The sequence below is a fragment of the Desnuesiella massiliensis genome (assembly GCF_001403615.1).
In the GTDB taxonomy this organism is placed as follows: Bacteria; Bacillota; Clostridia; order Clostridiales; family Clostridiaceae; genus Desnuesiella; species Desnuesiella massiliensis.
This window is the reverse complement of the sequence record NZ_LN879449.1, coordinates 1-21294: the sequence shown is the minus strand read 5'-3', so window position 1 is coordinate 21294 and position 21294 is coordinate 1. Positions and strand designations below refer to the sequence as shown.

General features: G+C 32.8%; 21 protein-coding genes, 1 tRNA gene and 1 rRNA gene. 6 read left to right on the top strand and 17 right to left on the bottom strand.

Going from position 1 to position 21294, the window contains the following annotated elements; genetic code table 11:
• Positions 1-165 (top strand): transposase (locus BN2665_RS00170; RefSeq protein WP_195892636.1); only part of this gene is annotated, 165 nt, incomplete at its 5' end.
• A 395-nt stretch (positions 166-560) separates the two neighbouring features.
• Here BN2665_RS00170 and BN2665_RS00165 read toward each other — a convergent pair.
• From BN2665_RS00165 to BN2665_RS00145, 5 genes are all read right to left on the bottom strand, one after another.
• Complete coding sequence (locus BN2665_RS00165; RefSeq protein WP_055665109.1) at positions 561-1304, bottom strand: hypothetical protein; 744 nt, start codon at positions 1302-1304, stop codon at positions 561-563.
• Between the two features lie 147 nt (positions 1305-1451).
• Complete coding sequence (locus BN2665_RS00160) at positions 1452-2279, bottom strand: endonuclease VIII (RefSeq protein WP_055665108.1); 828 nt, start codon at positions 2277-2279, stop codon at positions 1452-1454.
• 90 nt (positions 2280-2369) lie between these two features.
• The gene (locus tag BN2665_RS00155) at positions 2370-3281 is read right to left on the bottom strand and encodes a helix-turn-helix transcriptional regulator (protein ID WP_055665107.1); all 912 of its coding nucleotides are present in this window, start codon (positions 3279-3281) and stop codon (positions 2370-2372) included.
• A 332-nt stretch (positions 3282-3613) separates the two neighbouring features.
• Positions 3614-4438 carry an alpha/beta fold hydrolase gene (locus BN2665_RS00150; protein ID WP_055665106.1) on the bottom strand — a complete coding sequence of 275 codons (825 nt, stop codon included), beginning with the start codon at positions 4436-4438 and terminating at the stop codon, positions 3614-3616.
• A 223-nt stretch (positions 4439-4661) separates the two neighbouring features.
• Positions 4662-6218 (bottom strand): ABC-F family ATP-binding cassette domain-containing protein, encoded by a 1557-nt coding sequence (locus BN2665_RS00145; RefSeq protein WP_055665105.1) that lies wholly within the window; start codon positions 6216-6218, stop codon positions 4662-4664.
• A 219-nt stretch (positions 6219-6437) separates the two neighbouring features.
• Between BN2665_RS00145 and BN2665_RS26805 the strand changes: the two genes are divergently transcribed.
• Both BN2665_RS26805 and BN2665_RS00140 read left to right on the top strand, forming a co-directional pair.
• Positions 6438-6593 (top strand): hypothetical protein, encoded by a 156-nt coding sequence (locus BN2665_RS26805; RefSeq protein ID WP_154674822.1) that lies wholly within the window; start codon positions 6438-6440, stop codon positions 6591-6593.
• 241 nt (positions 6594-6834) lie between these two features.
• Positions 6835-8091 carry a methyl-accepting chemotaxis protein gene (locus BN2665_RS00140; protein ID WP_055665104.1) on the top strand — a complete coding sequence of 419 codons (1257 nt, stop codon included), beginning with the start codon at positions 6835-6837 and terminating at the stop codon, positions 8089-8091.
• A 68-nt stretch (positions 8092-8159) separates the two neighbouring features.
• Here BN2665_RS00140 and BN2665_RS00135 read toward each other — a convergent pair whose 3' ends face one another.
• The gene (locus BN2665_RS00135) at positions 8160-9533 is read right to left on the bottom strand and encodes an MATE family efflux transporter (protein ID WP_074042178.1); all 1374 of its coding nucleotides are present in this window, start codon (positions 9531-9533) and stop codon (positions 8160-8162) included.
• Between the two features lie 372 nt (positions 9534-9905).
• Entirely contained in the window at positions 9906-10829 is a 924-nt protein-coding gene (locus BN2665_RS00130) for a CPBP family intramembrane glutamic endopeptidase (protein ID WP_055665102.1), read from the bottom strand.
• A 137-nt stretch (positions 10830-10966) separates the two neighbouring features.
• Between BN2665_RS00130 and BN2665_RS26090 the strand changes: the two genes are divergently transcribed.
• Complete coding sequence (locus BN2665_RS26090) at positions 10967-11143, top strand: H-type small acid-soluble spore protein (protein ID WP_074042177.1); 177 nt, start codon at positions 10967-10969, stop codon at positions 11141-11143.
• A gap of 413 nt (positions 11144-11556) precedes the next feature.
• Here the strand turns inward: BN2665_RS26090 and BN2665_RS00125 are convergent, their stop codons facing one another.
• The 3 genes from BN2665_RS00125 to BN2665_RS00120 all read right to left on the bottom strand — a co-directional run bounded on the left by BN2665_RS00125 (position 11557) and on the right by BN2665_RS00120 (position 13484).
• Positions 11557-12804 (bottom strand): competence/damage-inducible protein A, encoded by a 1248-nt coding sequence (locus tag BN2665_RS00125; protein WP_055665101.1) that lies wholly within the window; start codon positions 12802-12804, stop codon positions 11557-11559.
• Between the two features lie 335 nt (positions 12805-13139).
• The gene (locus BN2665_RS27245) at positions 13140-13277 is read right to left on the bottom strand and encodes a hypothetical protein (protein WP_195892635.1); all 138 of its coding nucleotides are present in this window, start codon (positions 13275-13277) and stop codon (positions 13140-13142) included.
• 15 nt (positions 13278-13292) lie between these two features.
• Complete coding sequence (locus BN2665_RS00120; protein ID WP_055665100.1) at positions 13293-13484, bottom strand: hypothetical protein; 192 nt, start codon at positions 13482-13484, stop codon at positions 13293-13295.
• A gap of 206 nt (positions 13485-13690) precedes the next feature.
• Here BN2665_RS00120 and BN2665_RS27240 point away from each other — a divergent pair, with 206 nt between their 5' ends.
• A complete protein-coding gene (locus BN2665_RS27240; protein ID WP_195892634.1) occupies positions 13691-13846 on the top strand; it encodes a hypothetical protein in 156 nt (51 codons plus the stop codon).
• A gap of 22 nt (positions 13847-13868) precedes the next feature.
• On the opposite strand, the gene BN2665_RS00115 is transcribed toward BN2665_RS27240, so the two are convergent.
• From BN2665_RS00115 to BN2665_RS00105, 3 genes are all read right to left on the bottom strand, one after another.
• The gene (locus BN2665_RS00115) at positions 13869-14477 is read right to left on the bottom strand and encodes a histidine phosphatase family protein (protein ID WP_055665099.1); all 609 of its coding nucleotides are present in this window, start codon (positions 14475-14477) and stop codon (positions 13869-13871) included.
• Between the two features lie 10 nt (positions 14478-14487).
• Positions 14488-15435, bottom strand: a complete 948-nt coding sequence (locus tag BN2665_RS00110) for an ROK family protein (RefSeq protein ID WP_055665098.1) — start codon at positions 15433-15435, stop codon at positions 14488-14490.
• Positions 15436-15605: 170 nt separating this feature from the next.
• Entirely contained in the window at positions 15606-15842 is a 237-nt protein-coding gene (locus BN2665_RS00105; protein WP_055665097.1) for a hypothetical protein, read from the bottom strand.
• Positions 15843-15996: 154 nt separating this feature from the next.
• On the opposite strand from BN2665_RS00105, the gene rbr reads away from it, so the two are divergent.
• A complete protein-coding gene (gene rbr, locus BN2665_RS00100) occupies positions 15997-16581 on the top strand; it encodes a rubrerythrin (protein ID WP_055665096.1) in 585 nt (194 codons plus the stop codon).
• A gap of 321 nt (positions 16582-16902) precedes the next feature.
• Here rbr and fusA read toward each other — a convergent pair whose 3' ends face one another.
• The 4 genes from fusA to rrf all read right to left on the bottom strand — a co-directional run bounded on the left by fusA (position 16903) and on the right by rrf (position 21288).
• The gene (fusA, locus tag BN2665_RS00095; protein ID WP_055665095.1) at positions 16903-18987 is read right to left on the bottom strand and encodes an elongation factor G; all 2085 of its coding nucleotides are present in this window, start codon (positions 18985-18987) and stop codon (positions 16903-16905) included.
• 336 nt (positions 18988-19323) lie between these two features.
• Positions 19324-20694, bottom strand: a complete 1371-nt coding sequence (locus BN2665_RS00090) for a sodium-dependent transporter (RefSeq protein WP_055665094.1) — start codon at positions 20692-20694, stop codon at positions 19324-19326.
• A 369-nt stretch (positions 20695-21063) separates the two neighbouring features.
• Positions 21064-21138, bottom strand: a tRNA-Asn gene (locus BN2665_RS00085).
• 33 nt (positions 21139-21171) lie between these two features.
• Positions 21172-21288 (bottom strand): 5S ribosomal RNA (rrf, locus tag BN2665_RS00080).
• Positions 21289-21294: the final 6 nt, after the last annotated feature.

The following is a 21294-nucleotide window of genomic DNA, read 5'->3' as shown; positions in this document are numbered from 1 at the left end:
GTACTAAAAAATGACTACCAATTCAATCGTTTCTTAACACGTGGCAAAAATAGTGTTAAGAATGAGTTCCTTCTTCTTTGTTTTGGTTTCAATATAAATAAATTGCATTCAAAAATACAAAATGATAGGTGCAAAAAACATCTTCATGAAGTAAAAATAGCCTAAGAGTAAGACAAAATTTCTCGAAAATGTGTTAGGCTTATTTAAGTGCGTCTAAAAAATCAAGAACCCATAAAAAGCCTGGGCCAATGTCCATGTTTTCATGATCCATTCTTATTCAAAGACAAAAAAGGAGTGAAGCAAACTACTGCTTAGAGTAGTTTTGCAACACTCCCAATTAATAAATATTACGATATATCTGAATCTACTACGTAGTTTATTTTACCACTCTCAATAATATTATTTAGTATCATAATTGCAGTATGAAAGTTCCTATTTGCTCTGAACCCACATAAAAACTCCATAAAATGCAAATTTTCTTATCTGTGGCTTTTTGATGAAACACCCGAGCTTATCATATTTATAGTACAGTTTGCTTCCACCAAAGGAATCCACAATAGTTATACATATTTGTCCATAATTTCTTTTGGAAGATAAACAACATACTTACATAATAGATTTCCATTTAAAGCTGATTCCACAACATCTCCGTCAAGCTCCATATCAAATATTGTTTCCCACATTATCTTTATATGTCCTAAGCTGCAATAACATAGCGTTTTAGATACCTCTCCCTTTTCGTGCAAAATAGATTCCTTTGCAAATGGGCAATGGCACGCATGATAACGTTTTTTACGTTCATCTGTTTCTTTTAAATATTCCACCATATTGCTAGGAAATGCAGTTATGTGTAGCTCTGACCCTTTTCGTATAGCAGTTAATATACCAGGCTCATTTAAAAGGAATTCAAGAACTTCGTCATTTATTACTTGACCGTAAAAAGATTCGTCTGTATCTCTTAGCTTAGTAAAAGTTTTAATTTCTTCATCAAGACACGCTTCTATGAAATCATCAATATTGTTGTATTTAACAAACTTTTCTTTTGCGAATGCGAACTGAGAATGCTGAAGCCCATGTCTTACATGAGTTAAAATATCTTTTGCTACAGCATTATCAGTCATATCGTCAAACCTTTTCATGAATTGTCTCATAGTACTGCACCCACACTTTGCTTCATTATGAATATCTGGAGTACCAATACCTGATGTAAGATAGTTCCAAGACTCTTTTCCTAGTTTTTCGCAAACTTCATTTTTAAAAGTATCCATAATAATAGAATCATTGTAATCAATTGATTCTGACATGTTGTTTTCCCCCTAACTTTAAAATTATTAATATATGCCTCACTTGGAATTAAATCTTAATTTTATCACTTGAATATTGTTATATAAATTTGTCAGATTGCTTCTATAATGAATATTTTCATAGGTATCATACTATTTAATTTAAACCTATAACTTTTGGCAGCTTGGACAATAATATATGCTTCCTCCAAGATATGCTTCTTTTCTAATTATAGTATTACAAATAGGACATGGCTTACCAACTGTCTTTTTGCTCAAAACCGTCTTATATCCTCCAGGATTACCAAACAAATCTCGTTCTGTATCTCTCCCACCTTGTACCATCATGTCCGTGACAACACTTTTTAAAGACTTGTACATTTCTTTTAGCTCATCTTCAGATAAGGTTGACATTTTACGTTTAGGATGAATTTTTGCATTCCAAAGTATGTCTTGTGCGGAGCCGTTAGCGAGTCCTGTTATGCGCTGCTCTGTTGTAAGAAAAGCTTTTGCTGATAGCGAAGAAAGCTTCTCTTTTTTAAGCAAAGTCTTAAAATACTCCTCATCAAACATATCTTCCAGAGGAGATGGATTATTATTATTAATAACATAGTTTTGGGGTATTCCCTCTGGGTCATTTTCATTAAAACAAAACATGCATCCCCACATCTGTACCGCACAGGTAATTGAAGTAGAGTCCTCAAACTGAATATAGAGTTGGTGCTTTTGGGGGAGTTTTTCACTTTCTCTATGGAATCTGATAGGAGTAGAAATAATCATTACCACATCCTCTGCTCTTATTCTCACGGTTCCGCCATGTACATCGGCAGAGGTAATGGTTTTACCAAATAGCTTCTCTTGATATTCATCAATATTTCCTGTATACCATGCAAAAGCGTGAGGAGAGTGATTCGCCTCAGCGTGCTTAATAACCTTTCCCTTCAACACCTGATTAATTTGTTTTACTAACACATAAGATTCAGGTACTTCTATCATCTTAAATTCCTCCCTTTATTTTCTAATACCCTCAGTTTCTTATAAAGATAATATTCCATTAAATAAGACTACTGTATGTCATATTCGAATTTATTTATCATAAAATTTTAAAAGCTTTTTCGCCTTATCCTCAATTATTTTGCGTATATGCTCTGGTTCCAAAACCTCTACATAATAGCCGAAAGACATGATATATCCGTATACCCATTCATCCTCAGGAAAAATTGCTGTTACGTTATAGCTTCCATCATCATTTTTAATTACAGCTTCATAGTCAAAATCATCATAAAGCCTATATAACGCCTCTGGATAAAACTTAAGCTTTAAAGCTATCATTGTTTTTGGATTTTCATTACATTCAACATTTCTTATAACTTCAAGCTTTTTTCTTTCAAATAAATCATTTGTTAGATCCACATTTTTAATTCTGGAAATACGAAATGTACGATAATCCTGGCGAGCCCTGCAATAACCCCATAAGTACCACGCTTGTCCCTTAAAAATAAGTCTCATAGGCTCAATACTTCTTCTACTTTTCTTTCCCTCTGAATTCACATAATCGAATATTATGACTTTGCATTCAAGAATTGCCTTTTTAATATCAATAAACTTATTATATTCATTAGGGTTGCTGCCCCATGGTGAGAAGTCAATATATACCCAATCAGCTGAGTTAGAACGCTTAAACATAGCTCCAACTTTATCTAGTATCTTATCGATTTCTGGATATTGAGTTGCTTGTAATGTTTTAAGTGCGAATATAAGACCTTCGCTTTCCTGCTCTGATATAAGGGCTTTATTTAAGGAATAATTTTCTAAAAGAGATATACCTCCCCCATTACCCTTATTGGTAAAGACAGGCACTCCTGCAGCGGAAAGTACATCAACATCTCTGTATATGGTCCTTGTAGAGACAGCAAATCTATCTGCAAGCTCTTTTGCAGTAATAGTTCCTTTATTAAGTAAAATAATTACTATTTCCAATAATCGGTCTATTTTCATATACATCACCAATAATATTATATCCTATAAAATTATAACAATTAACCATATTTTTCTTATTATCTCAAATAACTAATTTTTTTATCATTAATTATCCCCTTTAAAAAATAAAAGAACTCCTACCCATATTTTTAGGGTAAGAGTTTTGAATACTAAAATAATATTTATAACTCCAACTATGACAAAAATTTCTGCGTTACTTATGGAATGGTTCAGTATATTTTATTCTAAAAGGTACACCGTTATTTATAATACGGTTCCGCGTAACAGGTACAATGTATACCTTTCTCAAGCTTTCATAGTTATTATTTTTTTAAAACACTATAATCTCTTTAAAACCTACTTAACCATTCTAGTATTCTTTCTACTACCTCTAAATATCTCTGTCCCACAAGGAGACCGGTATGAGTTGTTGCCCATAATCCCATGTACTCAGCATTGAGGTGTTCTGCTGTTGCCCTGCCTCTTCTGTCACTATCATCATTGTTTACAGCCTTAATAACCAGACATGGACATGTAATCAAACTGCTATCTATAGAAATACCAACATTTCCTTTAAACCAGCAAGAAATCGCTCCCATTGCCTTTGATGATTCCATTGAAAGATACTTTTTCTGAAAATTAATGTCATCTGCTGTCTCATCTATACTTGACTTCTCTTCACGGGATGGAGCAGCTATTATGATTCCTAACGAGTTTTCTTCCACGTCTTTGTATGGAACTATCTTATTTACTTCCTTACTTATGGATGTATCTACCAGAACTAACCCTGCAAGTTTAACTTTTTCAGCTATCTTTTGGCATAGTATTCCGCCCATGCTGAACCCTATGACAATAGGAGGTTCACAGCACTCCGCAATAATCACCTTAATGTCGTCAAGATAATCTTCGAAAGATATTCTGGTCATATCCATTACTCTGCTTTTGTAATGACTTCTCAAATTCATTACATAGCATGTGAAGCCCTTATTCACGAAATGGGGAATATATTTGCTCCACATCCAACTTCCAGTGTAGGCACCATGCACAAAAAGCAGAGGTGGTCTTCTTTCGGTTGCTTCAAAACGGCCTTCTCCTTCGAATATCTCTAAAAATAAATCATTTTCTCCAATATATTTTTCAATATGCTTAGGCAATGTTTTAGCGTAATCTTCCATAACTAATTCCTCTCTTATAATGCAAAATAGTTTGATATCAAACTATTGTCAATATACTTTTAAAATTATAAAAATGAACCCATCTAGACTCGTAGTAATATCAAAAAAACAGTAGCAATACTTCTTAATAGTATTGCTACTTTAATATCATCACTCATTATATTTCATTACATTATAAATTCCGTGGTATTAAATTTAAATTGCATCTTTATAATAGGACCTACTATATGGTTTTCAATGTCCACTCTTCACAATTCCATATATCCGTAACTACATCTCTATAGAATTCTGGTTCGTGACATACTAGGAGAATGCTTCCTTTAAATTCTCTTAATGCCCTTTTTAATTCCTCCTTGGCATCTACGTCTAAGTGGTTTGTAGGCTCGTCTAGGATAAGTATATTTGTTTCCTTGTTTAATATCTTACAAAGTCTAACCTTAGCTTGTTCCCCTCCACTTAAAACCGCTATTTTACTTTCTATGTGTTTAGTAGTTAATCCGCATTTTGCAAGGGCTGCTCTTACCTGGTACTGTGTAAAGGAAGGGAAGTCCTTCCAAACCTCTTCAATACAGGTACTATAATTAGCTTCCTTTATTTCTTGTTCAAAATACCCAGTATATTGGTATTCACCTATTTGTATTTCTCCTGAAAAAGGCTGTATTAATCCTAATAAACTCTTTAATAATGTAGATTTTCCAAGACCATTAGCTCCTACAAGAGCAATCCTTTGTCCTCTTTCCATATAAAGATTCAGCGGTTTAGTTAATGGTTCATTATAGCCTATAACTAAATCTTTTGTTTCAAAAATGACCTTTCCAGAAGCTCTTGCTTGTTTGAAATTAAACTCTGGCTTTGGTTTCTCCGGAGCAAGTTCTATTCTGTCTATTTTTTCAAGTTTCTTTTGTCTAGATCTTGCCATACCTACCGTAGCCACATTAGCTTTATTTCTAGCAATAAAATCTTCTAGGTTAGCTATTTCCTTTTGCTGTCTTTCATAAGCTAGCTCCATTTGAGCTTTTTTTAGCTCATAAAGTCTTTGGAACTCGTTGTAATCTCCTACGTATCTTGTAAGCCTTCTATTTTCAATATGATATATTAAATTAATTACACTATTTAAGAAAGGTATATCATGAGATATTAATATGAAGGCATTTTCATATTTTTGAAGATATCTCTTTAACCATTCTATATGCTCCTCATCTAAATAGTTAGTAGGCTCGTCTAAAAGTAATATATCTGGGTTTTGAAGTAATAGCTTTCCTAAAAGTATCTTAGTTCTTTGTCCCCCAGATAAATCAGAAACATCTTTATCTAGTCCTAAATCTAAAAGTCCTAACCCCTTAGCTACCTCTTCTACCTTTGCATCAATAACATAAAAGCCATTGTTATCTAACATATCTTGAATTACAGCAGTTCTTTCAAGGGCTTTAGTCATCTCTTCCTCAGACATTTCCCCCATGCCTCCATAAAGAGAATTCATTTCTGTTTCAAGATCAAATAGATATTGAAAAGCTCCTCTTAAAACGTCTCTTATACTCATACCTTTAGTTAGAGAGCCATGCTGATCCATATATCCAACTCTCACATTGTTTGCCCAAATAACTTCTCCTTCATCTGGCATAAGGTTATTAGTAATTATATTCATAAAGGTAGATTTACCTTCACCATTAGCGCCTATAAATCCTACATGCTCCCCCTTTAATAGTCTAAAGGATACATCTTCTAATATAGCTCTATCTCCAAATCCATGGTTTAAATTTTTAACTGTTAATATACTCATCGTTCTCTCCCTCAATTTTATAGACTTTTACATATACATTGATATTTTAATTTATAATGCTTTGCAATGTCAAAGGAATTTTTATATAGGATTTATTGAAAGTGCTATAACTTGATTTTCACACCAAAAAACTATGATAAATTGTCTTTTCTTACATATTATGATAAAATTAATATAATAGTCAAAATACTCATATAATTTAATGAGGGGAGTGGTTCTATGAAGGATGAAGCTATAATTATCCCTGCTAGAAAAAAAGATTTAAGCTTAATAAGTAAAAGAAGTATAATTATTGGAATCAGTATAGGTATTACTTTGGCAGCAGCCATAGGTGCAGCGGTTATCTATACCCATTCAAAGGATAATAATTCATAGTCAAGTTATTGTATATTTTTGGCTAATCCTAATATTAAGGATTAGCTTTTATTTTATATTATAACTCCATAATTAAATCAATATTTATATGGAGTTATATATCTAGGCGAAATTAAAGAAAAATTTGTATTTTTATGAAAAAAACTATTTTCTAGTTATGTCATTTTAGTATATAATATGTAATATGTGGTATTGCGATTTAATTAAATATCTATTTTAGATTTTAGAAAGGATGGGAAATATGAAAAATAGAAATTTAGGTATTCTATCTAGTATAAGACTAATCACCGCTACTGCCATAATAATCTCCGTAGGTTCTCTAGTTCTAGTTAATATGCATTTATCTTGGAAGATTTTAATTCCAATAATAGCTGTAGCTTTATCATGGTTATTATTTATTTCCATTAAAACTACCATTGCTATAAAAAATTCTTTAAAGGAATTAAAACTTGCTCTAAACAGCATATCTGAAAAGGATTTTACAGTACAGATAGATACTGAAGGTAAAAATGAGTTTGCCAAGATAAATAAAGACTTATCAGCTTCTATAGAAAAAGTAAAGGCAATGCTTCTTAGCGTTGTACAACTAACAAATATATCTCACGAATCAGGCATAGAGGCTACTAAATTATTCTCTGGTATTTTTGAACAAATGCAGCTTATTTCAGCTTCAACTGAGGAAATATCTGCTGGAATAGAACAATGCACCGCCTCTGTAGAAGAAGTAGCATCCATGGCAAACTATGCTAAGGATGAAGTTAATTCTATTGCTTCAACTTCAGCTGATAAGCTTATACAAGCAAAAAACATATTGGGAACCGTAATAAATCACAAAGCGGAAAGTGAAAGATCTATCGTAAAGGTTAAAGAAAGCTATAGTGACTCAAAGCTTAAATTGGAAAAGGCTATTCAAGATGCAGAAGTTGTGCATAACATATCTCAAATGGCTAATAGTATATTAGAAATTTCTGAGCAGACTAATCTATTAGCTTTAAATGCTGCTATTGAGGCTGCTCGTGCTGGCGAACAAGGTAGAGGATTTGCGGTAGTTGCTGAAGAAGTAAGGAGACTAGCTGAGCAATCCTCTTCCACAGTTACAGAAATCCAAAATAATGTATCTAAGGTTTTAGATGCCGTTAACGATTTATCTATTTCTTCAAAATACCTTCTTCAAGTTATTGAAGAAAGTATTCTGCAAGATTACGATAGATTATTAAAGATGAATGATGAGTACTTCAATAATACGACTTCCTTTAGTAATGATATTGAAAGCTTTGCTGAAACCTCAAAAAATATCTCTGAAAATGTAACAAGAATTGCTCAAAGCATGGAAGATTTAAACCTAGCTATGGATGAAATAGCTAGAGCTTCTGGAGAAATATCTGGAAATATAGGCGCAGTAAATACCATAGGTGAAACTTTAGCAGTATCAGCCAATGAAAATTCTCAAACTGCTGAAGAGTTAGTAAAAAATATAAATTCATTTAAATTACAATAAAAATACCCTTCAGCTAGAACGGCTTAAGCTTATTTTACCGCTCTTACTGAAGGGTATTTGATTTCTTTTTATTCTGCTTCAGTTATTAAGGCAGAACTATGATATATATCTCGCCTCTTATATATTGTAAGGCTTATAAAGAATCTACATACTAGATCTAAACACATTACAGCCCATATAGCAACTATATTCATATTGAAATAATAAGTTAGTATCAAAGATATAGGTACTCTTATACCCCATATGCCTATGCCTGAAACAATCATAGGAACTTTAGTAAATCCAGCTCCTCTTAAAGCTCCATTAAGCAATCCTGATATATTTTGTGGTATTTGGACTAATCCCATCAATATGAGATATTTAGCTCCTAATTCTATTACTTCCACGTCATTGGTTAACAATCGCATAATTAGCTTAGGGAAAAATATAAACAATATTACGCTTACTGTAGTTACCACAATAGAGCCTTTTACAGTCTCTTTTAAATATTTTCTAGCCTTTTCAGGTTCCCTTGCTCCTATACATTGTCCTACAAAAGCAGTAGCAGCTACAGCAAATCCCATGGCAGGCATATAAGATATAGCTTCTGCCTGCAACCCTAACTGGTAAGCAGCTAAGGCTGTTTCTCCAAAGGATAATATAACCGTGGTAAGAATTATAGCAGATATTTGCCAAAATACAGACTCCATAGAGGAAGGAAAACCTACTTTGTATATAGCAGCTATCTCTTTTCTATCTAGTTTAAAGAAGCTAAAGTTAAATAAACTATGTAGTACTCCATCTTTATTAAACAGCACATATAGCCCTAGTAAAGCTCCTATAAACTGAGCTGATATTATGCCTATAGCTGCTCCCTTTATACCAAGTGCAGGTAAAGAAAGCTTACCAAATATAAGTACGTAACTAAATACTATATTAAGAAAATTCATTATAGTAGCTATTTTAAGTGGAGTTTTAGCATTTCCCATGCCTTGAAGTACTCCAGCTACTAAAAGCATTATAGCCATAAAGGGTAGTCCCAAAGCTACAATCCTTAGGTAATCTAGAGCATTGTTTAATAGCACCTCACTCGGTCCAAAAATTCTAAGCAGCTGAGGCGCAAATATGTAAATTATCAATTCAAATATTATCACAAGGATTAGTGAAGATAACAAGGTTTGTTGTATAACCTTTTTTAGCTTCTTGTAATCCTTTGCACCATAGGCTTGTGCCACAAATACAGAAGCACCCGTAACTATTCCTCTAAATAATGCCCATATTATCTGAGTTAGTCTAGTGCTTAATCCTAGGGCTGCGATAGCTATTTTGTCTATTCTGCCTATCATAGCCATGGATACAAACCCTGCCGTCATCTGCAAAATATTCTCTGCTGTAATAGGCAGTATCATGGAATATATTTTTCTTCTGACTTCTTTTAATTCTACTTTTGTTTGCTGATCTATGTTCTCTCCCCCTAACTTATAAAATTTTCCCTATATACCCCATTAAATTATATATGCAAAGATCATTTTTGGGTAGATACACTTTTTAATTATCTGTTACACTTTTTTCAATTCACAATTCAAAATGCACAATGCACAATTAAGGAGGATTTTTCTCCGCTTCTCTACGAAAAATCTAAATTTATAATTTTAATGGCTTTACCCATAAAAAAGTCGTGGCTAAGCTTTAGCCACGCTTTACAAATTCCCAATTTTTTCGCAGCGTCAGCAGAGAAAAAATTTCCTTCATTGTGAATTGTGAACTGTGCATTGTGCATTTAAAAGGCTAAAGAATAGCCTTTTAAATAAAAATTGCTTCACAATTTTTATTTACTACGCTATTCTAGCTATAAAGAAAATATAAAAAATCACAGTTATAACAAAGGGTATATTAAATATATAATCGTTAGAGTCCTCTATTAAGCGTTCATTATTTATCTCATAAGCTTCATTTCTCTTAATTCTATTATTATACATACCTTTTACTACCACAAATATTATAGCGGCAAATATGGCAGCTATAAAAAATAAGACTATTAAGGTATTGAGCTTTTCTGATAAAGGAATGTTTCTTGCATCAGCTGCTGTAGTGGAAGCTCCTATTTTACCTAATACCTTAACTAAAAAATACTGCATGGTAACTTGTATGCCATTAAACGTAAAGTGGCAGAGCATAGTAGCAAAGATAGAGTTGGTTATTCTCACAAGATAACCAAATAATATTCCTAATACAAAAGCATATAAGAACTGCTGGCCATTAAGATGAAGCATTCCAAAAATCAAGCCACTCATCATTGCTGCTTTAAAGTTACTTTTATTATCGTATCCCGAAAGTACTATTCCTCTCATGGTTATTTCTTCACATATAGCCGGAGTTAAAGCCATAACTATTAACATGGAAACATATGATATTCCCTGCATAGCTTTAAATACCTCTGCTACGTCATTATTAAAAAATAAACTTGATAAAAAAGATAAGAACCAAGCTACAGGCTGGCTTAATAATGCTATTAAAATAATCTTGAAAATTTCATCACCTTTGAGCTTATTTAGCCTTAGAGTTTCTTTTATAGGTAGTCCTGTTATTAAAAAATATATAAGTGAAGGTATTATTAAAAATATAATTTGATTCACCACTAATAATTGAGGAATAGATAAGTTAAAGCCTCTAAGCAAAGGAATTATAAATCTCCCTCCAAAAACTTGTCCTACAATCAATATTAAAGCAAAAAGATTAGATCTAAATACTCTTTTCATTTTATTCACCTCTCTTTTAAATATATTTAGATATAGTAAAAAAATTTTTTATGATCTGAATATTTCTTGTATATATGTCAATAATCTAAATAAAGAAAATATTAAGCATAATTTACAGTATGTTGGGAGTGATTTTAATGCTTATGAAAAGAGCTTCAGCAATTTTAAAATCAAAAAATCAGATAGAAGTTCACTATAAAAATAATCCGATTTGGATTGAAAGTATACATCCAGAAATAGGTACAGCAGAAATAGAAGTACTAGCTACAAAAGAAAAGATGCAAGTTCCAATTAGAGACTTGAACGAACTTTAATTCGCCTCTCCCCCATTTTTATTTATATAAATCTTCCAAAATCCCTCTTGGTTATTTATTTAGCTTTGAGGGATTTTATTTTTTAAAAGAAAATCTTTTTTGACTTATCTCTGCTTCCGAATGTAATAATTGAAGATTGTAAGCTATGTGTGAGTTACCTATTAAACTTATACATGCACCACAATTGCTTGAAGATGCCATTAGTAACTATATATAAGTTAAAGTTTCACCCTTATTTCTCTATATAGATAAACAACTTCAACTATTAATTTATACATGTCTCATAATGGCTTAAAGATGCCATTTTAAAACATGTATAAATTAAGTTTTCGTAGTGTTTATCTATATGTGCCAAAGGAAACGTCCCTATGCCACAGAAACCCTATATGGCAGAGGAAACGTCCCTTTGCCATCTACAGTTCTCTTCTAAGCCAGTCTAAAGAATTCATTACTGTTCTTAATCGCACCTTTTGCCTATCTCCTTGAAAATTAAACTTTCTAGCCTTAACTTCACCCTTTATATAAAGTCCTACATATACCAATCCTACTGGTTTTTCCTCTGATCCACCACCAGGTCCTGCTATGCCAGTGACAGATAAACCGATATCCGTACCTGCTGCTTTAGCTATACCCTCCGCCATTTCCTTAGCTGTTTCTTCACTTACAGCTCCATAGGCTTCTAAGGTTTCTTTTTTTACACCTAATCTTTTCATTTTAGCTTCATTTGAATAGGTTATAGCACCTTCTAAAAATACTTCGGATATTCCAGGATAATTAATTAGCCTTCCTGCCAGCAGCCCACCTGTACAGGATTCAGCTGTAGCTATAGTTAATTTTTTATCTATAAGCTTTTGGGCTACTACCTCCTCTAAGGTAATTTCTCCTTCGCCATAAATATCTTCTCCAAGCCTTTTTCTTACTTTTTTCTCTATAGGTTCAATCAAAATATTGCCTTCTTCTTTAGTGGAGGCCTTTGCAGTAATTCTTAAAGTCACATCCACTTCCTTTGCATAAGGTGCTATGGTAGGATTACTTTGTCCATCAATTATATCTCCAATTTTTTCAGCCATATAGCTTTCTCCTATGCCAAATATCCTTAAAACCTTAGATACTAATATACCATCAGTAAACTTTTTTAAATAGGGTACTACCTCTTCATTAAACATAGGAATCAATTCCCTTGGTGGTCCTGGCAATACTATTATAGCCTTATGTTCTCCCCCTTCTATTATAGCTCCTGGGGCAGTACCATAGTTATTTTTTAAAACTATAGCATCCTCTGGAAAGCAGGCTTGCTTTCTATTTCCTTCACTTAGTTCCCCTTCCTTTCCATTGGCTTTAAAAAAGTCTTCTATAGCTTTCAAAGACTCCTTATGAATAACTAGTTCCTTATTGAAATATTTTGCTGCCATCTCTTTTGTAATATCATCTTTTGTAGGTCCAAGTCCCCCAGAGGTTATTATAATATCACAATTTTTGAAGGCCAATTCGAAAGCATTTAATATTCGTTCTTCATTATCTCCCACTACAGTTTGATGATAAACGGAAATACCCAAATTAGCTAATTCCTTTGCTAAAAATTGAGCATTAGTATTAACAATATCCCCCAAAAGCAATTCTGTTCCTACTGCAATAATCTCTACCTTTAAATCTTTCTTCATATATCTCTGACTTTATTCCATATCTACTTTTTGCTATAATCAAAAGCCAGAACTTCACTTCCTTTCAATAAGCCTTATCTTTAATATTATATCATACTGCAATTTAGTTTCAATTTTTTCCATGTGTTAAACTAAAGCTACCTACTATAAATAAACCATTTTAATCTATTTATAGTAGGTAGATATATGAAAAACCTCTCTGCTTTTTATGTTTTTATAGATTTCTATTTTTTCGCCATGTAAGGTCAAAACAAAATTAAGAGAAATTATTTTATAAAAAACAGAGAAGATTTCTACTTAAATATATTATTGCTTTTTTATTACCACATTAATTTTTATTGCCATCTATGAGGATTGGATTGCTTTTTACTTGTTTTATTGCTGTTTTTAGAACTCTCACGAGTTATAGGAGTATCCCAATTACATTTTTCCATCCTTGCTAGCTTATTATCTGGTTGACTATCCTTTGGCATACTAATCAACTCCTTTTAATCTTCATTATTTATATCATAGTCTATGGGATTTGCTTTGTTATGTCCTGCTTTTGCTTTACCTTGAATCTCTGGCACACCATTTACATTAGATGGTATATTATTGTTTTTAGGAAACTTTTGCTTTCTATTACTCTCGGTACCGTGGGCATCACTTGGATCAGGCCTTCTCATTCCTTTTTTAGCCATGAAATTCTACAGCTCCTTCCAAAGTATATTGTTTTCTAAAAGCTTTGATTATATTTTAAGCAGATATTAATTTTATATACTAGTATTAAACTTCCACTGTTACATAGAATAACATTTACTTTGAATTTATTCTAAGCATAAAATGATTTCTTCAGTATAGACTATAATTATGAATCTAAAAATATTACAAAGGAGGTAAAAAGCTTATGAAACCTCATAATAAGAAAGAATATAATAAGCACGATGCTATAAGAAATGGATTTAAAACCCAAAATCAACATTCAAAAAATGAAATAAGTCAAAGTATAGAGCCAAATGCTTTAAATGATAGTGGACTAGAGGCAAAGAAAAAAGGATATTAAAAAAAGCGACTTTCGTCGCTTTTTATCTATAGTGTGCGGTATCCCCATGCATTAAAACATTATATTTATCTTTATCAGCCTCTATAACCGTAAGGCTTGTCTGATGTGCAAAAGGAGGATCCCATAGCCTCTCCAACGGCTTGTCCTCAAAATATAACATTATTGCCTTTAAAGTAACCCCATGGGTAACAACGAGCACATTCTCATCCTTATGGTTTTCTAATATTTCTTTTATGCCTTTATGGGTTCTAGCTATTAACTCATGAAAATGTTCTCCTCCATCTGGTATATATAAATGAGGAGCTTTCCAGAAGTTATAATTTTGTTCTTTATTAATAGCTTCGATTTCCTGTGAGGTAAGTCCCTCCCAGTTTCCTAAACTTATCTCTTTAAAGCCTTCTTTTTTAATTACTTCTATGTTTCTCTGTCCTTTTACTATCTCCGCTGTCTGATAAGCCCTTTCTAAAGTACTTGAATATATAGCATGAAAATCTACATCCTTAAGTCTGTCTCTTAACCACTCCGCTTGCATTTTTCCTAAATAAGTTAAGGGAGAGTTGTTCCAACCCTGCATTCTTCCTTCAGTATTCCATTCTGTTTCACCATGTCTTGTTATATATAAAGTAGTCATTTAACTTCTCCTATTTGCTTTCCATTATGGCTAGCGCCACTGCTCCTATAACCCCTGCATCAGTTCCTAAGCCTGCTGGAACTATTTTGCAAGCTTCTGCCATAGCCTTAAAGCATCTTTCATTCACCACTTGTTGAACTCTTTCAAAAACTATGTCTCCACCTTTAGAAACCCCACCACCTATAACTACCATTTCGGGATCAAAGGAAGTTATGGTGTTAGCTACACATATACCTAAATAATTTAAACTTCTGTCTAATATGTCTGTTGCTACAATATCTCCCTTTTCAGCTTCTCTGAATACTTCATAGGAGGTTACATTTTCATAGTTAGCTAAAGTAGTGTCTAAGCCTCTTTCAATAGCTTCTTTTGCTCTTTTAGCAATGGCAGTACCTGAAGCTAAAGCCTCAACACATCCATGATTTCCGCAGTTACATCTTGGGCCATCTGGTAATATAGTAGTATGTCCTATTTCTAAAGCATTAGAGGTATTTCCTCTATATATTTTTCCATTAATTACAGCACCTCCGCCAACTCCAGTGCTTACAGTTATGTACACCATGTTCTCAGTACCTTTTGCCGCTCCTAACATGAATTCTCCTATAGCAGCAACATTAGCATCATTATCTAGATAAACTGGTATATTAAACTTATTTCTTATAGGTGATACTATATCACAGTTTCTAAAAGGTAAATTTGGTGTGGTTATTATAATTCCCTTTTTTGCATCAAGGGGACCTGGAGAACCAATACCTATGGACACTACCTCTTCTATAGTTTTATTCGACTTCTCAAATAAAGTTTCTATTACCGAAATCATTCTTCCTAAAACCGCTTCCTCTCCTTCTTGAGCATTTGTAGGGAGAGTTGTTTGGAAAATAACGTTTCCATTTAAATCTGCAATAGCAGCACTTATTTTAGTACCTCCAAGGTCTATACCAATAACGTAATTTTTCATGTCAGAAAAACCTCCACATTTAATTTGCTTGTCCTTATTATTATCTCTAAATTACTCCTAAAGGGAGTAATTTAGGATAATATAAAAACTTATAAAATAAATAATCTTATTAATTATAACATAATCTGATATGGTTTTAACATAGTTTAAATATAGTTTTAGTGTATAAACTACTTTTTCTTTACTGCATAAATATAATACTTGCCATCTATTCCAGATCCCTGTTCAATTATATTAAACTCTTGTCCCCTTAACATTGTGCATATTATATCTATATTTTTATTTTGTACATCGTCTAAGGAAATTGTGAATTTATCATTTTTATCTACAATTCCAATATAATCATGTATATTGCTATATTCATTTAAACCAATTTGACCAGTTATATCTAATTTGTAATCAGACATAAAAATTCCTCCCAAATTTAAACATTCCATTAATTATATGTCGATAGTATGTAAATATAATCATTCGATGTTATAATTTTAATATACCCATTTGAAAGTAATTTATCCTACGAAAATTACTTTTTATAAATTATATTAACAAGGAGGCTTTTTTATGAAATCATTGAAAGGAACAAAGACCGCTGAAAATCTTTTAAAGGCTTTTGCAGGAGAATCTCAAGCTAGAAATAGGTATACTTATTATGCTTCTGTGGCTAAGAAGGAAGGTTACGTGCAAATATATAACATATTCCAAGAAACTGCTGATAATGAAAAAGAACATGCTAAGAGATTCTTTAAACTACTTAATGAAAGCTTAAATGGAGAGATGGTAGAGATCAATGCTTCCTACCCAGTAGCATTAGGAGATACAAGAGCTAATCTTTTAGCTGCTGCTGATGGTGAAAACGAAGAGTGGACTAGCCTTTACCCAGAGTTTGCAAAGATAGCAGAAGAAGAAGGTTTCCCTATAGTAGCTGCTGCTTTTAAAAATATCGCTAAAGTAGAAGCTCATCATGAAGCAAGATATAGAAAGCTTGCAGAGAATATTGACAAAGAATTAGTCTTTAAGAAGGAAAAGCCAACGGCTTGGAAATGTTTAAACTGTGGATTTATTTACGAAGGAGAAAGTTCACCAGTAACTTGCCCAGCCTGTGTTCATCCTCAATCTTATTTCGAGGTTTTAGCAGAGAACTTTTAGGAAAAAAGCGACATAGGTCGCTTTTTTAAATTCACAGTTCACAATGCACAATTATGAAGGATTTTTTCTCCCTTACACTATGAAAGATCTTTGATTATAGTATTAAGGCATCTCCAAAAAATAACTAGTCAGTCTACTCGTCTATTTTGCGTAATACTGCGTTCACTATTAATGGAACCTGTGTCCTTGTCTTACGCAAAATATACGCCCCATCTTTGACTAGTTATTTTTTACGATGACTTAGTGGCTTTGCCACTTAAAAAAGTCGTGGCTAATATACCACGACTTTTTTAAGTTATATTTTATAATTTTTCAATTAATTTAAGCTTCATTTTTTAAAGCCTTTGCTGCATCAATAACCTTTGCTGATTCAGTAGGTGGCATCTCTTCATATCTTTCAAATCTCATGGTGAAGTGTCCTCTTGCTTGAGTCATAGACCTTAAGTCCGTAGCATATTTTTGCATTTCTCCTAGAGGAACTTCTGCTATAACCTTTTGTAAGCCATCCTCTGGTTCCATTCCAAGAACCTTACCTCTCTTTTTATTTATATCTCCTATAACATCTCCCATATAATCATCTGGTACATGAACTTCCACATGTACTATAGGCTCAAGTAATACAGGTTCAGCAGTTTCTAATCCTTTTTTATAGGCTAAGGAGGCTGCTATTTTAAATGCCATTTCAGAAGAATCTACTGGATGGTAAGAACCATCATGTAAGGTAGCTTTAAGCCTTATCACTGGATATCCAGCTAATACACCATGATGTATGCAATCCCTTAGACCTTTTTCCACTGCTGGTATAAAGTTTCTTGGAACTACTCCACCTACAACCTGGTCAACGAATATTAAATCATCACCATCATAGTTTGGTTCAAATTTAATCTTTACATCACCATACTGTCCGTGTCCTCCTGATTGTTTTTTATGCTTTCCTTGAACATCGGAAGTCTTTCTAATAGTTTCTCTATAAGGTATTTTAGGTACTTGAAGCACAACCTCTGCACCAAACTTATTTTTTAATTTACTAGCTATAATCTCCAAATGAGTCTCTCCTACCCCTGAAACTATGGTTTCAGCATTCTCTACATCTCTAGCTACCTTAAAGGTTGGATCTTCCTCTAGTAACTTAGCTAATCCTGTAGAAATCTTATCCTCATCACCTTTGGCCTTTGGAAGCATAGCCATGGAAATTACAGGCTGAGGGAAATTAAGTTTATCATATACTATATTAAAGTTTTGATCGCATAAGGTATCTCCTGTATTTGTAAACTGCAACTTAGCTACAGCACCAATATCTCCTGCTATAATCTCTTTGGCAGCTACTTGAGATTTTCCTTTTAAGAAATACAGTGATCCTAACTTTTCAATTTTCTCTTTATTCGAATTATATACACTTATATCTGGAATAGATTTCCCAGTGATTACTCTAAATAATGATAGTTTTCCTACAAAGGGGTCTGCTATAGTCTTAAAAACTAAAGCTGAGAATGGAGCATCTTCTCTTAATTTTATAAATACCTCTTCCCCCTTTTTCACATCCATTGCCTTTTGAGGAATAGCATATTCAGGTGATGGGAAGCATTCAACTATATCTTCTAATAGGGTGTTCATTCCTATTACCTCTAAAGCACTTCCACACATTACAGGTGCTATATCTCCACTAGCACAACCTGTAATCAATCCTTTATATATCTCTTCATCACTTAACATGCCTTCGCTGAAGTATTTATCTAAAAGGGCTTCATCTGTTTCTGCCACAGCCTCCATTATCATTTGCTTGCATTCATCAACTTTATCTACAAGTTCTTCTGGAATATCTGCTGATTCCATTTCATGCGTCTTTGGGTTATAAATTCTTGCTCTTCTTGAAATTACATTGATCACACCTTTGAAGTCATCTTCGCTACCTATTGGATATTGAACAGGTACAACAGATATACCAAATTTTTCCTTAAGCCCATTTAAAACCTTTTCAAAGTTACTATTTTCTCTATCTAATTTATTGATAAAGAAGGTTCTAGGTAGCTTAATCTTATTTACATAGCTCCAAGCTTTTTCTGTTCCTACTTCTATTCCAGATGCACCGCAGACTACTATCATAGCCACGTCTACAGCTCTCATACCTTGAATAGACTCTCCTATAAAGTCAAAATATCCTGGTATATCCACTAAATTAACCTTTACATTTTCCCATTCAAAAGGTGCTACAGAAGCTGATATAGAAATCTTTCTCTTCTTCTCTTCTACATCAAAATCAGTTACTGTAGTTCCGTCTTCAATCTTACCTAAACGGTCTATAGTTTTGGTGTAATACAATAAAGCTTCTGTCAATGTAGTCTTTCCTGATCCACTATGACCTATTATTCCTACGTTTCTTAGGTTTTTGGTTTTGTATTCTTTCATTAGCAAGACCCCCTGACTTAGATTTATGTTTTTATACTTTGCCTATACATATATTGCATTAGAGTTCTTATATTATTGAATTACCCTTATGATGTTTATATCAGAAGAATGTATTAGAACTTTTGCAATGTATATATTATTACTATTCTATTCAAAAGGCTTTTTTCCTTCTGAATAGATTAAATATTATAAATATTTTGAAATATCATAGTATTTACTATATAAAATATCCACTTTAGGTATATTTTATACTTGTTTCCCTATACATCATATGCACATGAAAAAAACTTTATGAAAGCCAAAGCATTCATAAAGTTTTAAATATAATCAATCATGCTAAAATTTTACAATTCCTGTAGAAGACAAAAATATTATTAATAGTAATAGCGGCGTAATGTATCTAAGTATAAAATAATAAATATTTATAATAGCTACATTATTTAATATACCTTTATTAGACAACTGCAATTGTACATCTCTTTTACTATTTTTATATCCTACAAATAATGCAATTAATAATCCTCCTAAAGGCATCAATATATTAGAGGAAATATAATCAAATAGATCAAAAAATCCTTTTCCAAATACTTTTATATTTCCAAATAGGCTATGGCTATCTGCTGAAAGTGTAGCTAAAATTCCTACAACCCCAATTATTATAGCATTTATTATTACAGCTTTTTTCCTTGTAATTCCTTTTTCCTCTGTATAATATGCAATAGGCACTTCTAACATAGACATCATTGCTGTAGTAGCCGCTATAGAGCTTAATAAAAAGAATGCCACTAAAAGAAAGCTTCCAAAAGGAATTTGTGAAAATACTAGAGGAATGGTCATAAATAAAAGTCCTGGACCAGCCTCCGGCTGCATACCAAAAGAAAATACTGCTGGGAATATAGCTATACCTGCTAACAATGAAACTAAAGTATCTGATAATGCCACCTTAAAAGAGGTTTTAATCAGGTTATTATCTTCAGTAAAATAGCTGCTGTAAGTAACCATAGTACCCATTCCTAATGATAGCTTAAAAAATGATAATCCTAAGGCTACTAGTACAGCATCCTTAGTTAGTTTGGAAAAATCCACGTTGAAGAGAAATTTAAAGCCATCAGACGCTCCCGGTAGAGTTATAGCTCTTATATCACAAATTATTATAAGTGCAAATAGTAAAGGCATAAGGGTTTTCGTTACCCTTTCTATGCCCTTTTCAACCCCAAGGATTATTATAATTGAGACTACTGCTATAACTACTATCTGCCATAGGATTGGTGGCATTGGTCCTATGGTGGTGTTAGAAAACACAATCTTAACTGTATCAGCATTCACCGCCTTAAAATCACCTTTTAACGCCTTAAATACATAAGAATAAACCCAGCCAGCTACAGAACTATAGAAAAATAATATAAGGTAAGCTGCAAAAATTCCTAATACTCCTATAGATTTCCACCCAGTACTACCTTTTAACTCAGTAATGGCTCCAATTACATTTTTCCTAGTTTTTCTTCCAATATAAAATTCACTGATCATAATAGGAAGGCCTACAAATAAAATACATACTAAATATAAGAGCAAAAATGCACCTCCACCATTACTACCAATAAGATATGGAAACTTCCATATGTTCCCCAAGCCAACCGCTGAACTTAATGTGGCAAAAAAAACTGCTAATCCTGAGGAAAACCCTTCTCTTTTCTTTTGACTTTCCAATCTTCCCTGCTCCCTTCAACATATTAAAAAAGATACCTTAGATTAAGAGGAAAATCTTTATCCTTGGTACCATGGATAAACATTACGTAAACTTAATTTATGCATGCTTCAAAGTGCCAATCTTCACGGCATTATGGGGCATGTATGAATTAATAGCTAAAGTTGTTTATCTAAATTATTACTAATAAATTTTATATGCAAATGTATACTTATACAAATTCACCTATGCTTATTTTCCCCTAAGTAAACGTATATATTAGCTAGTTTCTACATTTAGAGAGATATTTCGGCTATGCATAAAAATACCCTTTATCCATTTATTTCAATACTTATGGATAAAGGGTATAAATTTTATACAAAAAATAAAAATGGCTCCGCGAAGAGGACTCGAACCTCCAACCTATCGGTTAACAGCCGAGTGCTCCACCGTTGAGCTATCGCGGAACATTTTTGTAATCACTATTTTAGTAGTGATTGACCTGGCGACGACCTACTCTTCCACAAAGTCTCCCTTGCAGTACCATCGGCGCTATAGAGCTTAACTTGCGTGTTCGGTATGGGAACGAGTGTTACCTCTATGCCATAATCACCAGATGTTAT